This is a genomic window from Muricomes intestini, assembly GCF_004346165.1.
Taxonomy (GTDB): Bacteria; Bacillota; Clostridia; order Lachnospirales; family Lachnospiraceae; genus Muricomes; species Muricomes intestini.
The window spans coordinates 21,911-37,711 of the sequence record NZ_SLZZ01000016.1 but is presented as its reverse complement, the minus strand read 5'-3'; the positions used below and the strand labels follow the sequence as shown (position 1 = coordinate 37,711).

Sequence of the window (15,801 nt, the reverse complement as noted above, 5' to 3'; positions counted from 1 at the left end):
TGACCGTGCAAGCTTGCCCTCTTGGATGTTCATATAAATAAAAGAGTTGTCTGGGGAGAGAAACATCGATAAGGAGGCAGAATATGAGATTAAGAAATATTCCACGTGCGGAGGGCACGATTCAGGCCCATCTTGCGGTGATTAAAAGGCCGGAGGCCCAAAAAGGATGCTGGAGGCAGGTGTTTGGGAATACAAATCCCATACATATTGAGATTGGCATGGGAAAAGGGGGATTCCTGTTAAATATGGCCCTTACGCATCCCGGTATTAACTATGTGGGAATAGAAAGGTATTCCAGCGTTTTATTGCGGGCTGTGGAAAAGCTTGATATGGAGGATTACAGAGGCTTACAGAATATACGTTTTGTCTGTATGGATGCCCGGAATGTGGGAGAAGTTTTTTCTTATAATGAAGCGGAAAAAATATATTTGAATTTTTCTGATCCCTGGCCCAAGGCCCGGCATGCAAAGAGAAGGCTGACCTCTAAGGAGTTCCTGGCACGTTACGAGAAGATTTTGGTGCCCGGCGGGCAGCTGGAATTCAAGACCGACAATACAGAGCTATTTAACTTTTCACTGGAACAGGTGAGGGAGGCAGGCTGGACCCTCGACAGATACACATATGATCTGTACCACCATGAGATCCTTAATAAAGGCAACATAACGACAGAATATGAAGAAAAATTCTCGGCAAAGGGAAATCCGATTAATAAAATGATTGCAGTCAGAAAGTAGAGGAACATTAGTAGTTCAATATAAATATCTTATTGAACATTGACAGTTCAATATAAATATCTTATTGAACATTGACAGTTCAATATAAATATCTTATTGAACATTAGTAGTTCAATAAGCATAGTATAATTATGAGTAAATAAAACCTGGTGGGCTGTTTTATTGGTTTTCAGGCAGGATATCCGAAAATGCCAATGACGGTACATCACTACAGGTGGGACAGAGGTAAGTATGAAAAGAAGAGGCTGGAAAGATTATGCACGCCGTAAAATGTATGTCAAGCCAGAGCTGAACCGAAAGCTGATGTACCTGAAATGTTCTTTTGAAGAAGTATTTAATATTTTAAACGGTGTAAATAAGTGTGAGAAGTAAATATCAAGAGAAATGTGGGTGTTTGTCATGAAAATCAGAGTAACCGCGAAAAATTATCCACAGGAGGTTCTGCAATCGGAAACATCTGTATTAGTTGAATTTTTTGCCGCATGGTGTGCAAAATGTGCCATGATGGAAAGCATTGTAGATGAACTTGCAGAGGAATATGACAGCCGGGTTAAGATATGCCAGATTGACATTGATAAAAATAAAGCCCTGGCAGCAGAATTTGGAATTGGGATAGTTCCCGCATTTGTCCTCTTTAAAAAAGGAGAACCCGTGTCGGCTGCCGAAGGTGTCCTAAGTAAGAATGTGCTGGAGGATATGATTGGGGAATAGATAGATGGAGGGAACCGCTTTTTGCGAGCGCGGTTCCCTCTTATATAATATATGTTGTGAAGCAAAGGTCAAAAGGCTTATAGTACCGGGAATTTGCGTGGCAAAACAGAAGAATAGAATGTAAAAAAGCTTAAAAAAATGTAAAAAAAGCTTGCAATTTTTAATCATATGATTTATAGTATTACTTGCGTTACTCATAAAAGAAACGTTAATTGAATAAAATATATGCGCGATTAGCTCAGTTGGCAGAGCACCTGACTCTTAATCAGGGTGTCCAGGGTTCGAACCCCTGATCGCGCAGTCAAAAGATCGCTTTTACAGACATGGAGCTGTGGGGGCGGTTTTTTTCGTTGTAATGCTTATTTACAAGGGTTTGTGGATTCACAGGGAATCCCTATTCTGCTATTTGCGTATCGCTTACCTTACAAACGCCCTGTGAGAACCATGTTCATCCTGGCCGTCACAACTGTGACCTTCTCCATGATGCTCACCATGGTGTCTGCACGTTACATCGGGGGTGTATTTCAAGTTACCGTCCAAAAAGTCTTTTACAGCCTGATCAGCATTTCCAGAAACACCACCGTACAATTCAATGCCTGCTTCTGACAGAGCACGTTTTGCACCGTCCCCAATTCCTCCGCAAATCAAGATGGCAACGCCGTTTTCTTTCAGAAGGCCAGTCAATGCTCCGTGCCCGCTGCCGTCTGTGTTTACAGTGGAAGTTAGTTGAACCTTATCATCTGCAATGTCATAGACCTTAAATTGTTTGGTGTGCCCAAAATGCTGAAATATTTTTCCATCCTCATATGCTACTGCAATTTTCATTTTTCCTCCATTTCTTCAAATAGATTGATTAACCCGATCAGATTATTGTTCTCAAACGCGGCATCCAGAGAAATGTCCTCCACGTTTTTCACTCAATATTAAACCTTTCCTATTCAATTTGAGAATTTTTCCACCTGCAGCAACCTTTGCTGCAGGTGGGATTACGATACTCACAAATACGCACATCACCGCCGCTAATTTGTAGAGAATGTCCTTCGACGATACATTGAGCCAATGTTTTTCTTGCCCTGGCATAAATGGCCTGTACGGTGGTACGTGCGACCTCCATCTGCTCTGCACATTGTTCCTGTGTTAATCCTTCTAGATCAATCAGGCGAATAACCTCATATTCGTCAAGTGTCATTGTGATTACTGGCTTATCCCCTCCGCACGGCTTGAAGCCGGTGCATCTTGGATGCGAGCATACACGCCGATGTTTCCTGGGTCTTGGCATCTTTTCACCTCATATATGTTATTGACATATGTCAATATTATTATACATCTTTTATGTCATATGTCAATAATAAAACCTATTAGCCAGATTAATATTTGCATCTCTTAAAAATGATACCAGGGTCAAAAGGTCATGCGTTTCATGCTTGCATGAAAAAGCATGACTTTGGGACCCGCAAAACATGAGAAAGAAGCCCGAGTAGGGCGGATTTCGAATGTTTTTAGGATTGCGGGAGCACAAAGTGCGGAGCAATCCGTAGGTATCAGGGGGCAAAATACCTTTTGACCCCTACATCTTAAAAATGTTAGAAGAACAAAATACGTATATTTCGATGACAGAAAAAGGAAACAAAGAGAGAAGGCCGGTCGCCTCTAATGGCGACCGAACCTTCTGCTAATAGGATATTTGAATGTAGGTTACTTTCTATATCCACACTTGGGGCATACGCCGTTTGCATCTAAGGCAATGCCGCACAGTGGACAGCGGTCAATTTTATTGTTCGTCTGAAATTCTTCAGAAGCTGCATTATCACCGCTGGTAAAGGTAAGTTTGGCTATGTTCAGCTTATCCTTCAGAAGGTCATAAACAATTTTAATCATGCCTTCAACGGTCATTGTCTCTTTGGTCACTACTAAACGGCACTCAGGATATGCAGTTGCCAGCGCTGTCTTAAAAGCGGGTCCCTTCATTTGGTTGTTTGGTGCGCCGTCCTTAATACCCTGTTGTTCATAAACACCAAGGATTGCAGGCAACAGGGGATCGTCTTCTCGCAGGATCAGCGCATGGTCGAAGTTTTTCAGGACTCCCCATGCGGTTTTCTGAATTTCATTACAGGGGAAAACCATATTTACGCCGGAATTAACAGAATCTTCTACCTCAATCGTCAAGGTGCCGGTGTGACCGTGCAAATACTGAGCTTCACCTTTGAATCCATAGAATCTGTGTGCATACTGCAGGTTCAATGTTGTAATACTTCTCATATTTTCTCTCCTTATGTATATATTATTTACGGGGATTCGTATGCTCCCGTATGAGCATTAAAGAATGTCTTCTGGAATATTTGGAGCCAAAGTTATAGCTTACAGCTTATTTTTGCATTCCTGGCAGATACCTTTGAACACAATGTCGTGCCCGGTGAATACGAATCCATGGGTATTCTTGATAGATTTCTCCATATCCGTTATATATTCCATGTCTACATCAAAAACATGACCGCATTTAATGCACCTGGCATGATAATGATCACTGCAAATATGGTCGAAACGTTCAGGTTCGCCTGGAATCTCTCTTTTTCGTATTTCTCCCATTTCACATAACCTCTGCAGATTACGGTATACGGTTCCTTTGCTGATATTTGGATGTTCCTTAATAAGCTCATTGTATATCTCGTCTGCAGTTGCATGACACTGTAATTTCTTTACAGCCTCAAGAACTAAATCATATTGAATTGTTTTACGTTTAATCATAAATTCGACTCCATTTCAGTATTCATTCCTTAATGATAATATACAACAATAAGGAATGAATGTCAATAGGGAAAGCAGCTCTAGTGAATCAGTTTTATTTTTGATATCTTCCCATTACCTGCTCAAGCTTCATGGCACACCTGTTGAGTTCATCCAGAGTTGTATTCTTCCCTTTCAGTGCTTTGGCCGCATCTTTAATCGGCCTCGCCAAATCTTTTTTTGCCTCTTTTCCCTTGGCTTTATCCGTTTTTGAGAGCTGTTTTTGCATTTCATTTGCTTGAAGAATTAAAGTATTAAGTCTATTTCTTGTTTCACTCATACTACGGATATTTTCATCTTCTCCTGCATAACGTCTGGCATCCTCCATAGCCTTTTCTATTTCCGCCTGACTCATGTTTTCAGAAGATTCTATTGTAATCTCCTGTGCTTTTCCTGTCTTTTGATCTCTGGCACTAACATTTACAATACCATTGGCATCAATATTAAAGGTCACCTCAATTTGAGGCACTCCTGCCATCGCTTTTTGAATGCCTTTTAGTTTAAATTTTCCCAGCAGCTTATTATCTGCCGCTTTTGCTCTTTCTCCCTGCAGCACCTTAATCTCTACCTGGGGTTGAAAACTCGCCGCCGTTGTAAATACCTGGCTCTTTGAAATAGGAATAGTTGTGTTTCTTTCAATTACTTTGGTACACATTCCGCCTACCGTCTCAATGCCAAGGCTAAGAGGGGTCACATCAAGAAGCAAGAGTCCGGTAATCTCTCCGCCCATAACGCCTCCTTGAAGTGCTGCTCCCATAGCTACACATTCATCAGGGTTAATTCCTTTAAAGCCTTCTTTTCCCGTAAGAAGCTGTATTTTATTTTGAACAGCAGGTATTCTGGTACTTCCGCCTACAAGGATTACTTTTCCTATATCATCCTTTGTTACATGGGCATCCTCCATTGCCTGTAATACCGGTTTTTGCGTTTTTTCTACAAGAGCAGATGTGAGTCTGTCAAATTTAGCCCTGTCAAGAGTGTATTCTAAATGTACCTGTTCTCCTTTGATCTCTGTCAGGTAGGGCAGGTTAATCTGGGTTGTTGCTGTAAATGAAAGTTCTTCTTTCGCCTTTCTTGCAGCTTCTCTAATTCGCCGCATAGTTATCTCTTGATTCCTTATATTTACTCTATATTGTCTGGAAAAAGTATCTATAAGCTCTGTGGTTATACATTCGTCAAAATCATCCCCGCCAAGATGATTATCTCCAGCAGTAGCAATGACTTCTATTACTCCGTCTTTAATATCTAATATGGATACATCAAAGGTACCGCCGCCAAGGTCAAAAACTAATACTTTCTTCGCTTCTTCCTTATCTACTCCATATGCCAAAGCTGCTGCTGTGGGCTCATTTATAATACGTTTTACATTTAATCCTGCAATGGTTCCGGCATCTTTTGTTGCCTGCCTCTGAGCATCTGAGAAATAAGCCGGAACGGTAATAACCGCCTCTGTTACATCCTCACCTAAATAGCTTTCTGCATCTTTTTTAAGTTTACCAAGAATGATTGCCGATATTTCGGCAGGGTTAAAATTTCTTCCCTCCGCTTTTACACGATAGTTTGTACCCATTTCTCTTTTAATAGATGTAATTGTTCCTTTTGGGTTTGTTATCGCTTGTCTAAGAGCAACTTGACCTACAAGGCGTTCTCCATTATCTGTAAATGCTACTACACTGGGGGTTGTACGCTCTCCCTGTGAATTGGGAATTATTACTGCTGCACCGCCTTCAACCACTGCCACACAAGAATTCGTTGTACCAAGGTCAATTCCAATTGTTTTACCCATATTATATCCTCCATCTTTCTTTGGTTATTTATAGTTAAAATAGTCTGCAGCAAAAGCAACAAAATAGCTGCATAAGCATTATGCTTAAAAAGCTGCTGCCCATGTTTTCCATATTGTATCCACTTTGTCTTCCGGCATTCTGATAGGTATAATTGCCACTTTTAAATTGCTCCAGCAGTTGCTGGTACTGTCTGTTAGCCGGTTCCATTCGCACTGCCTCATTTGCATAATTAAGAGCACTTACTTGATTTCCTGCTCCTGCATTTGCTCTTGCGCACAAATAGTACCATCTTGCATCACGATTATTTATCTGTGATAAAATCTGCCCTGCATACTGGTATTGCCCTCTGCTCATATACATTTCCGCTTGTACATAAGGGTCTCCTCCTCCAAAAAAGCTCCCAAATATGTCTTCAAAGTCAAAATTAAATCCACCATATGGATCATCACCCTGATAGGAGCCTCTAGAGGAATCATATTCTCTTTGAGGGCCGTAGCTTCCATCTGCCTGTTCATAGTTTACGCCGCCGGTCTCCCCGGTTTTTATCTGCTCATAAGCTGCATTAATCTGCCTCATTTTTTCTTCTGCCGTTACATCATCCGGGTTGATATCCGGATGATATTTTCTTGCCAGCTTTCGATATGCCGCGGTAACCTCTTCCATAGAGGCATCACTGGACACACCTAAAACACTATATGGATCCTTCATAACCGCTGTTTCTCCCTTTTACTAATCTTTTATATACGTCTGCCATATCCCTGCATAAAGTACGTTTTCAATAATGTCTTTATCTTTATAGACATGTATTTTATCCAATACATCTGTAACCTCAGAAAGAATGGCAGTGAGCACCATTTGGTAGTCCATGTGCATCTGTGCTACTAACGGATTATACCTCTGTTTCTTTAAATCCTCTTTAAAATCATTCACTGCATCCAAAAGATAAATGAATTTGCCAAGACCTTCTCCCATTTTAAACAAAATATCTCTGTAATCATCATCTCTCCATGCAAAAACTTCTCCAAGTATTTTACCAAAGCAATTGGTTGGTAAATCAGGATTAAGTTCATTATCTGCCTCCATTTTCCCAAGGGTTTTTAACCCTTCTTCTACTGCCTTAGTCTGTCTTGGCCACTTAGTCCGTATATCTGTAAGAAATGGCTTTAAATCTTTACTCTTTTTAAATGCCGATTTATTCTTATCATCATTCCAGTCATCCAGTGCCTGATAATATGTCAGAAATATATTCATATCCGCGGCATACCCGGCCGCTTCATTTACAATATACTTATGAGTTTTAAAGGGATGGACAGTACACTTCTCTTTACCCTTTTCTTCCGGCAAATTGTAAATGCCGCCCAATAGAATACTTAGAAATGTCATATCATAAGTTAATGTTCTCTGACCGACCGCCCCATAGTCTTCTAATAGCGTGTGGCACAATCCACAATAGCTTTCACCATAGCGGACATTTGATTCCTTTGATAAAGTTTTTCGCTGAATCATGATGGTTCCAAACATTTTGTCTCCTCTTATTTTGCGAAGCCTCTTTTTATAAGCTCAAGTTGTTTCCTGAAACGCTCTCTGTTTACATTATAATTGTCGTCTGTATCCCGAAAGGTCTGTGCAAATGAAAATGCTGCGTAAGGTATCAGTACTCGCAGCATACCTTCTAAATCATCTTCTTCTCTAATGTCAAGTTTATTTTTATCTATAAGAGAAAATATTTTCTCAATCAACTCACTTTTTACATGTCTGCTTTGATAATTTCTATTCATTGTGAAAGCTTCTACATTAAAGCGCATATCTGACAATATCCGCATCCATGCATGCCCCTCTCCCTTACTCCTTAACTGACTAAATGTAAAATCCATTAAGTCAAGAAACATAGCAAAAATATCACCATGATTTTTGCTCAAGCTTTCTTCTGTCTGTTTTAAAATTTCCTTTTGATACTCTTCGAGAACAAATTCAAGAACGTCATGCTTATCTTCAAAGTATTGGTAAAAACTTCCTCGCGGTATCTTCGCTATACCGATAATTTTATTAATAGATACATCTTCATAAGACACTCTTGAAAATTCTTGATAAATGGCATTTATGAGCCGTTCTCTTTTTTCTTCCGGCAGATTATAAAATGTTTGTTTTGGCATATTTATGTCCTCTTTACAAATTCATTTATGCATTTATGACAAGCTGTCATGTCATAAAAACAGTATAAGGAAAACCCTTTGATCTGTCAATATATCCAAGAGACTTCACAGTTTTTTCATTTTTATATAATGATGTAGGGGTCAAAAGGTATTTTGCCCCTGATACCTACGGATTGCTCCGCACTTTCTGCTCCCGCAATCCTAAAGTCATGCTTTTTGTGATGTTCATGTAAAATTATGCAAAGTCGTTAAAAATGTTGGTGGCATATAGTGAGAAAAACTAAATAAAATATGTTTATATTTACATGAATATGTGCTATACTATAATCAGCATTTTAGGAGGGATGATTATGTATCGGAAAATCATGGGCTTTTTGGAAGTGTGGAAAAAAAATGAACACCGTAAACCTTTAATTTTGCAGGGGGCAAGGCAGGTTGGCAAAACCTATGCTGTTCTGGAGTTTGGACGAAACCATTATGAGAATGTTGCCTATTTCAATTTTGAGACTAGTCCAAAGTTAAGCGAAACCTTTGAAGAAGATATTAGCCCCAATTATCTGATTCCCATTTTATCGCATATTGCAGGTCAGACTATCGTAAGAGAAAAAACATTAATTGTGTTTGATGAGATACAGCTTTGTGAACGGGCATTGACTTCTCTGAAATATTTTTGCGAGGAGGCTCCTGACTATCACATTATCGTGGCGGGAAGTCTGCTTGGTGTGGCAGTCAACAGAGCGAGGTTTTCTTTTCCTGTGGGCAAGGTGGATATGAAAACCTTGTATCCTATGGATATGGAGGAATTTATGCTTGCCATGAGCGAGGAAGCTCTGACAGAGCAGATTAAAGAGTGCTTCCGGACGGATACGCCGCTGCCTTCTGCTTTGCACAATGCAGCGATGCAGCTCTACCGTCAGTATCTTGTGGTGGGCGGAATGCCGGAATGTGTGCTGCAGTTTGCAGAAACAAGAGATTATGTTCTGATACGTCACACGCAGGATACAATTTTGGCAGGCTATCTGAGTGATATGAGTAAGTACAACAACCTGAATGAAATCAAGAAAACAAGGCTTGTCTATGATAATATTACTGTTCAGCTTTCCCGGAAAAATACCCGTTTTCAATATAAGCTGATTAAAAAAGGGGGACGAGCTTCGGAGTTTGAGAATGCAATTGAATGGCTTACTCTTTCCGGCATCGTATCTCAGGTCTATAAGGTGGAGCAAATAAAGAAGCCTTTGGAAAATTATCGGGATATTGATGCGTTCAAGATTTATGTTTCTGATTTAGGATTACTCTGTGCAAAAAAAGACCTTGCAGCAAATGATGTTCTGTATATGGTTGATGAAATCAATGATTTTAAGGGAGGTATGGCTGAAAACTACGTCAATGTGCAGCTTTCTATAAGTGGATATAAGACCTATTATTGGGAATCTCCACGGGGAGCGGAAATTGATTTTATTATTCAGCGCAAAGGAGAACTCATTCCAATTGAGGTCAAATCAGCTGACAACACCAGAGCCAAGAGCCTGAAGGTCTATATGGACACCTACAAGCCGTCCTATGCCATCAAGCTCTCTGCCAAAAACTTTGGCTTTGAGAATGGGAAAAAAATTGTTCCTCTCTATGCTGCCTTTTGTATCTAAATGTATGTAATGTGAATTGTTTATAGTAGCTTTGTTTATAGTAGCTTAAGACTATGCTTTACAAACACCACCGTATAGTTCAATGCCTGCTTCGGCCAAGGCACGTTTTGCACCGTCGCCAATTCCCCCGCAAATCAAGGTGGCAACGCTGTTTAAGCGGCATCCAGAGAGACTTCCTCCGCGCTATTCACTCAATATTAATTGCTTTCCTTTTCAATTTGAGAATTTTTCCGCCTGCAGCAACCTTTGCCGCAGGCTGGATTATGATACTCACAAATACGCACATCGCCGCCGCCAATTTGCAGCGGGTGCCCTTCAACGATACACTGAGCCAACTATTCGTATGTTTTTGATACAGGCAGTTGCTATTTTGTATAACATATGATTGAACTATAGGGGATGTTTTGGTAAAATTAAAGAAACATCTTTGCCTAAGCGTTAACAAAGTATATACTAGCTGAATCATTTGAAAAATTGCTGGAAACACGCTCCTTTGTATTCAGTGAAGCTTTGACTTTATACTAGTGAGGAGGAATAAAATGGAGAAGTATATTAAGTTGATAAATGGAGACACAATCCCAAAGCTGGGCATGGGAACATGGTTCCTTGGGGAAAAGCGGAAGACGAGAGAGCAGGAAATAGATGCGCTGCAGGCGGGATTAAAAGCAGGGGTGGCACTTATAGATACGGCAGAGATGTACGGGAACGGGAAGTCAGAACAGTTAATAGGCGAAGCAACTAAACCTTTTGACAGAGAAAAGCTTTATCTGGTGTCCAAAGTATATCCTCATAATGCAGGAAGGGGAAAGATTAGCGAAAGTCTGGAGCAGACTTTAAACTGTCCGCTCGCCCAGGGCGGAAACCTGCGCAAAGAAATGCAGAGAAACCCGATTCTTCTTAAGTTAGCTGAAAAACATGGTATAACTCTGATGCAGCTTCTTCTGGCTTTTGTCCTGCAAAATGAACATATGATTGCAATCCCCAGAAGCGGGAAAAAAGAACATGTTCTGGAAAATGCGGCGGTACAGGAAGTTACATTATCAGAGGAAGATCTGGAAGCTTTAAATAAGGCTTACCCCGTACCCGGAACGAAAATGCCGCTGGATATTGTATAGATTAAACTACAGGAGGGCACCAATGGTTAAGATAGGACTCCTAGTTCCTTATGAGGAAATGCTGGTTATTGGAAAAAAGATTATTAAGGAGCAGGAACTTGAAGTAGAATACATGAGAGTAATACAAACCGTAGATGCGGTGAACGAGGCCCGTATGGCAATTGATGCAGGCGTGCATATTATTGTTGCCCGCGGATATCAGGCAAAGCTGATTAAGCAATATACAAATATTCCACTCGTTGAGATTCGTCTGCATGCTCAGGAAATTGGATTGTTAATAAAGAGAGCAAAAGAAACTACTAAGAAAGAACATCCAAGGATAGGGATAATCGCATTTGAAAATATGTTGTGTGATATGTCATATATGGAAGATCTATTTGATGTAAAACTATTAGTAGAGTCCCTGGGACGTACAGAAGATAATGCAAAAGCTTTATATGCGATGTCAAATAAGAAACCGGATATTATTATCGGAGGGGAGATCACATGTGAGGAAGCTGAAAAAATGGGGTATCCGACACTTTTTTACCGCTCCACCGAAGAGTCCATTTCGGAGGCACTGCACTCGGCAAAGAAAATGGCATATGCTGCAGAATCGGAGAAACAAAATACAGCGCAGATTGAAACAATATTAGATGCATCGTTTAATGGGATCATAAAAATTAACACAGAAGGAAAGTTAATTGTAGTGAACAAACCTATAGAGAACTTAATCGGGAAAACAGCAGAAGAAGTTATTGGAACTTCAATTTCGGAGATTTTTCCCGAGTTTGATATGGGAGCAATTTGGGATATACTGCATGGGAAGAGAGAAAATTATACTATATCCGTGGATATAAGGAATCAATCATGGATATTACTTGTGGCGCCTATCCAATACGATGATAAAATAACAGGTGCAATTATTTCCCTCCACAAGGTGAATGATCTGGTTCAAAAAAAGAAACATACACAAGACGAAATGATTTTGCGCGGCTTTACTGCACAGGCAACTTTTCATAATGTATATACTGAAAATGAACAAATGGGAAAAGTGTTGGAGCAGGCAAAAGAATATGCACTGTCAGATAGTCCCATATTAATCTACAGTGAAACGGGTACGGAAAGTCATTTAATTGCAGAGGCCATTCATAATAGCAGTGAGAGAAAATCAGGACCCTTTGTAAGTATAAATATGAGTGGTGTTGACAAGGATAAACAATTGGAAATTCTTTTTGGCGGAGAATATGGATTGACTGATGTACAAACCAGGATGAAAGGAGCATTTATTAAAGCAAATCATGGAACTGTTTTTATTAAAGGGATTGAAGATTTAACATTGAGAGTTCAGCAGCAGATAGTACGGGTTATGTCATCCTGGCAGATTACAAAGACAGACATGCAATCTATTGACAACGTAAATGTGCGGGTTATGGTCAGTTCAAAAATAAATTTATACTGTTTGGTTAAAGAAGGTAAATTTAGTGAGGAATTATTCTATTTGATTCAAGGATTAACACTGGAAATCCCATCTTTAAGTCAAAGAAAGGAAGATTTGCAGTATTATTTTAAAAAATTTTTCAAAGAATATTGTCAAAAATATAATAAATACTTAGTGCTTACCCATGGGGGGAAAGATAAAATAAACCAGTTATTATGGCAGGGAAATTTAATTCAACTTAAAACTTTCTGTGAAAGGCTGGTCATTACTGCAGACAAACGGAACATTGATGAGGTAAGAATACAAAATCTATACAGTGAGTTGTATCCATATATCAGTGAAATCGGAGGCGAAGAAAAAGTAGTTATATATAAATCTCCTGAAGCGGTAAAATTGAGTGAGTTGTTAGAAAAGCACCATGGAAACAGAAACCTGGTAGCAGAGGAATTGGGAATTAGCACAACTACCTTGTGGCGTAAGATGAAAAAATATGGAGTTGAGGCAAAATATAAGTGAGAAGCGGGAATAAGCCTTAAATGTGATAAATTAATGCTTTTGTAGGATGAATTTTGTGACAAATTAATAATCTTTCAAATTTTGAAATATATAACTTAAATGATGCCTTAAATGATGCACAAGAAGGTTTTGCCGAGGGCTAGCTGAAAAGAATGAGGCGCAAGAAAAAAGGGATATTGCAATAGAATGAAATATAAGATTCAACATTTGAAATGTTGTGTATAGGGACAAAAAGTAGGTACTATTGTTAGACGTTTCGTCAGTAGTTTTTTTCTCCTTAATTCTATAAAATAAAATCGGAAGAAAATCAAAAAGGAGAAAATAAAATGAACTTTATACCAAAGGGGATAATCCCACCAATTATTACACCACTAAAGGATGATGGAGAGGTAAATTTTCCAGTGTTAAGGCAGCTGGTTAATCATCTGATTGAAAACGGTGTACATGGTCTTTTTCCAGTGGGAACGACCGGTGAATTCTATGCATTTAATAATGAAACATACAGAAAAATTCTTGAAATGGTTAAAGAGGAAGCTGCAGGCCGGGTGCCAGTCTACGGAGGAGCTAACCATATTACTACAAGAGGCGTTATTGAATTAATTAAAATTTGTGAAGAGGTAGGTGTTGATGCAGTATCTGTTTTGACACCAATGTTTATTTCACAGACACAAGAAGAGCTATATGATTATTTTGCAACAATTGCAGCCAGCACCACACTTCCGATTGTCCTGTATAATAATTGTCCCAAGACCAATATTACGATTAGCCCTGCAACAGTTGCAAAGCTGGCAGATATTGATAATATTGTCGCTGTAAAGGACAGTACGGGTGACATGACAAATACAGCAGAATACATTAGGCTGACTATAGAAAAAAATTTTTCTGTTCTGATGGGGAGAGATACGCTGATTTATGCTGCTCTTTGCTATGGAGCAACAGGTGCTGTTGCATCCTGTGCGAATGTAGCACCCAGAATTACCGCAGATATATATGATAAATACATGAGTGGGGATATGAAAGGCGCTCTTGATGCACAGTTTGTATTAGCGCCGCTTCGTATTGCATGTAGTATGGGTACTTTCCCGGCGGTAATAAAAGAAGGTCTGGTTCAAGAAGGAATTCCTGTAGGAAAATGTCTGGAGCCAATAGCAGAGCTAAAGCCGGAAGAAAAAGAAAAACTACATAAAGTGCTGACTGAAATGGGATTAGTTTGAATCTTCGATGAGAAATGATGAAAAAGTGTTGTTTATTATGTTAAGATTCCGCCTGTTACTCTATGGAGTTCAAGCGGAATCTTTTGGGAAACGCTTTTATAATATTCTTCAGATAACATAATTTTCCCTTTTTTGAACGTTTTTTGTTGCGATAATATTGCTGCCAGTACTTGCTATATCTTCGATAAGTACGGAACCGATTTTAACAGGAGCATTCACCTGTACTTTTTTAATTTCACTCATAACTTTGAAAATCTTGTCCTTCTCAATTGGCTGATCCAGGCGGATACTTACCAAGGGCTGGTCTCCACCGTTTACTAAAAGAGAGGTGGCAATGTTCCGCATAGGATTTGTTATTTCTTGCCAGGCATAATCCCTGCCTTTGGGGCAGTTATTTCCGGTTATGCTTATTATTTCTTTATCTGTCACTTCTATTTCAAGATCACACCCAATAGGACACATGATACAGGTTAATTCTTTTAGCATAGTACCTTCACCTCCAACTTTTCAGCGCCATGAAGTTTATCTTTCTTTACTGGTATTTGAATCATTTCTGCAGGCAGCGCCTTTTTCAGATGTACTTTTTTAATTAACATTTCTTTGCTGCATATCTCTATATTACAGTCTCTGAGAGGCTTGCGGACACGTAGAGATAATATGAAGTCATGGTCTGCAGAAATATTTTGCGGAACGGTATAACCAATTAGTTTATCTGTGATAATCGGAACCGTTTGAATGGGGGAAGTACACTGATGTCTGACATATGCTGCCACAGATTGAGCTAAGCGCTCTCCCTCAAGAGAAACAAAGTCAACTAAGTCGTGCACATGAAGTACGTTGCCCGCGGCGAATATACCATTGACATTTGTCTGATATGATTCGTCAACTAAAGCACCCTTTGTTCTTGAATCCAAGGTTACACCTGCTGCCAGCGATAATTCATTTTCCGGAATTAAACCAACGGACAAAATTAATGTATCACAAGAATAGGTTACTTCGGTTCCGGGAATAGGTGTGAAGTTTTCATCCACCTCTGCAATCACAACGCCTTCCAGGCGTGAGGTGCCGATGATTTCTATAACAGTGTGGCTTAGTTGGAGTGGAATTCCATAGTCATTTAGACATTGTTCAATATTTCTGGGTAAGCCGCTGGGATAAGGCTGTATTTCAAAGACGCCTTTTACATGTGCGCCCTCTAAGGTCATGCGGCGCGCCATAATCATGCCGATATCACCCGAGCCTAAAATAATAACCTCTTTTCCGGGCATTTTATTTTGAAGGTTTACATATGATTGTGCGACGCCGGCAGTATAAATGCCTGATGGACGTGTACCTGGAATGCTTAGGGCATGCCTTGTCCTTTCTCTGCAGCCCATGGCTAATACAACAGCCTTTGCTTTATATTGCATGATTCCTCCGGAAGAAGAAGTAGTTACTACTTTTTCATGTGAAAGATTGATAACAGTAGTCTCTGTCACATATTTAATATCCCGTTGTTTTGCTTCGTCAATAAAACGTTGAGCGTACTCCGGACCGCTCAGGGTCACTTTGAAACGAGTGAGACCGAATCCATCATGAATACATTGACGTAAAATGCCGCCCAAATACTTCTCGCGCTCAATAATCAAAATATCCCGGATGCCCTCATCATATAGTTTTATAGCAGCGGCAAGCCCTGCAGGTCCGCCGCCGATTATAATAACATCTTTCTTTAGCATATG

At 39.7% G+C, this 15,801-nt stretch carries 17 protein-coding genes and 1 tRNA gene; 8 read left to right on the top strand and 10 right to left on the bottom strand.

All coding sequences use genetic code 11. From position 1 onward, the window contains the following. The first annotated feature begins 83 nt into the window (after nt 1-83). The 4 genes from trmB (at nt 84) to EDD59_RS11635 (ending at nt 1,745) form a co-directional block, all read left to right on the top strand. Entirely contained in the window at nt 84-734 is a 651-nt protein-coding gene (gene trmB / locus EDD59_RS11645; RefSeq protein ID WP_132382047.1) for a tRNA (guanosine(46)-N7)-methyltransferase TrmB, read from the top strand. A 231-nt stretch (nt 735-965) separates the two neighbouring features. After that, nucleotides 966-1,106 carry a hypothetical protein gene (locus tag EDD59_RS17820; protein WP_165920925.1) on the top strand — a complete coding sequence of 47 codons (141 nt, stop codon included), beginning with the start codon at nt 966-968 and terminating at the stop codon, nt 1,104-1,106. Nucleotides 1,107-1,133: 27 nt separating this feature from the next. Further along, nucleotides 1,134-1,445 carry a thioredoxin family protein gene (locus tag EDD59_RS11640; RefSeq protein WP_132382045.1) on the top strand — a complete coding sequence of 104 codons (312 nt, stop codon included), beginning with the start codon at nt 1,134-1,136 and terminating at the stop codon, nt 1,443-1,445. A gap of 227 nt (nt 1,446-1,672) precedes the next feature. Further along, nucleotides 1,673-1,745: transfer RNA gene (locus EDD59_RS11635), tRNA-Lys, on the top strand. A gap of 117 nt (nt 1,746-1,862) precedes the next feature. On the opposite strand, the gene EDD59_RS11630 is transcribed toward EDD59_RS11635, so the two are convergent. The 8 genes from EDD59_RS11630 to EDD59_RS11595 all read right to left on the bottom strand — a co-directional run bounded on the left by EDD59_RS11630 (nt 1,863) and on the right by EDD59_RS11595 (nt 8,169). Then, nucleotides 1,863-2,270 (bottom strand): NifB/NifX family molybdenum-iron cluster-binding protein, encoded by a 408-nt coding sequence (locus EDD59_RS11630; RefSeq protein ID WP_132382043.1) that lies wholly within the window; start codon nt 2,268-2,270, stop codon nt 1,863-1,865. 109 nt (nt 2,271-2,379) lie between these two features. Beyond that, nucleotides 2,380-2,724 (bottom strand): DUF134 domain-containing protein, encoded by a 345-nt coding sequence (locus EDD59_RS11625; protein WP_132382041.1) that lies wholly within the window; start codon nt 2,722-2,724, stop codon nt 2,380-2,382. 416 nt (nt 2,725-3,140) lie between these two features. Continuing rightward, the gene (locus EDD59_RS11620) at nt 3,141-3,704 is read right to left on the bottom strand and encodes a 6-pyruvoyl trahydropterin synthase family protein (RefSeq protein ID WP_132382039.1); all 564 of its coding nucleotides are present in this window, start codon (nt 3,702-3,704) and stop codon (nt 3,141-3,143) included. Between the two features lie 99 nt (nt 3,705-3,803). Continuing rightward, nucleotides 3,804-4,190 (bottom strand): Fur family transcriptional regulator, encoded by a 387-nt coding sequence (locus tag EDD59_RS11615; RefSeq protein WP_132382037.1) that lies wholly within the window; start codon nt 4,188-4,190, stop codon nt 3,804-3,806. Nucleotides 4,191-4,284: 94 nt separating this feature from the next. Further along, a complete protein-coding gene (dnaK, locus tag EDD59_RS11610) occupies nt 4,285-6,015 on the bottom strand; it encodes a molecular chaperone DnaK (RefSeq protein ID WP_132382035.1) in 1,731 nt (576 codons plus the stop codon). A gap of 34 nt (nt 6,016-6,049) precedes the next feature. Next, entirely contained in the window at nt 6,050-6,724 is a 675-nt protein-coding gene (locus tag EDD59_RS11605; protein ID WP_132382033.1) for a DnaJ domain-containing protein, read from the bottom strand. A gap of 21 nt (nt 6,725-6,745) precedes the next feature. Beyond that, the gene (locus tag EDD59_RS11600; RefSeq protein ID WP_132382031.1) at nt 6,746-7,537 is read right to left on the bottom strand and encodes a DUF5685 family protein; all 792 of its coding nucleotides are present in this window, start codon (nt 7,535-7,537) and stop codon (nt 6,746-6,748) included. An 11-nt stretch (nt 7,538-7,548) separates the two neighbouring features. Continuing rightward, nucleotides 7,549-8,169: a TetR/AcrR family transcriptional regulator gene (locus EDD59_RS11595; RefSeq protein ID WP_132382029.1), complete on the bottom strand. Its 621-nt coding sequence runs from the start codon at nt 8,167-8,169 to the stop codon at nt 7,549-7,551. Between the two features lie 350 nt (nt 8,170-8,519). On the opposite strand from EDD59_RS11595, the gene EDD59_RS11590 reads away from it, so the two are divergent. The 4 genes from EDD59_RS11590 (at nt 8,520) to EDD59_RS11570 (ending at nt 14,080) form a co-directional block, all read left to right on the top strand. Further along, complete coding sequence (locus EDD59_RS11590) at nt 8,520-9,815, top strand: ATP-binding protein (protein WP_132382027.1); 1,296 nt, start codon at nt 8,520-8,522, stop codon at nt 9,813-9,815. A gap of 539 nt (nt 9,816-10,354) precedes the next feature. Next, nucleotides 10,355-10,930 carry an aldo/keto reductase gene (locus EDD59_RS11580; RefSeq protein WP_132382025.1) on the top strand — a complete coding sequence of 192 codons (576 nt, stop codon included), beginning with the start codon at nt 10,355-10,357 and terminating at the stop codon, nt 10,928-10,930. 22 nt (nt 10,931-10,952) lie between these two features. Continuing rightward, a complete protein-coding gene (locus EDD59_RS11575; RefSeq protein WP_132382023.1) occupies nt 10,953-12,866 on the top strand; it encodes a sigma 54-interacting transcriptional regulator in 1,914 nt (637 codons plus the stop codon). A gap of 326 nt (nt 12,867-13,192) precedes the next feature. Next, a complete protein-coding gene (locus EDD59_RS11570; RefSeq protein ID WP_132382021.1) occupies nt 13,193-14,080 on the top strand; it encodes a dihydrodipicolinate synthase family protein in 888 nt (295 codons plus the stop codon). Between the two features lie 108 nt (nt 14,081-14,188). On the opposite strand, the gene EDD59_RS11565 is transcribed toward EDD59_RS11570, so the two are convergent. Both EDD59_RS11565 and EDD59_RS11560 read right to left on the bottom strand, forming a co-directional pair. Continuing rightward, nucleotides 14,189-14,566, bottom strand: a complete 378-nt coding sequence (locus tag EDD59_RS11565) for a DUF1667 domain-containing protein (protein WP_132382019.1) — start codon at nt 14,564-14,566, stop codon at nt 14,189-14,191. Then, the gene (locus EDD59_RS11560) at nt 14,560-15,798 is read right to left on the bottom strand and encodes an NAD(P)/FAD-dependent oxidoreductase (protein WP_132382017.1); all 1,239 of its coding nucleotides are present in this window, start codon (nt 15,796-15,798) and stop codon (nt 14,560-14,562) included. The genes EDD59_RS11565 and EDD59_RS11560 overlap by 7 nt, the downstream gene beginning before the upstream one ends. Between the last annotated feature and the right edge of the window lie 3 nt (nt 15,799-15,801).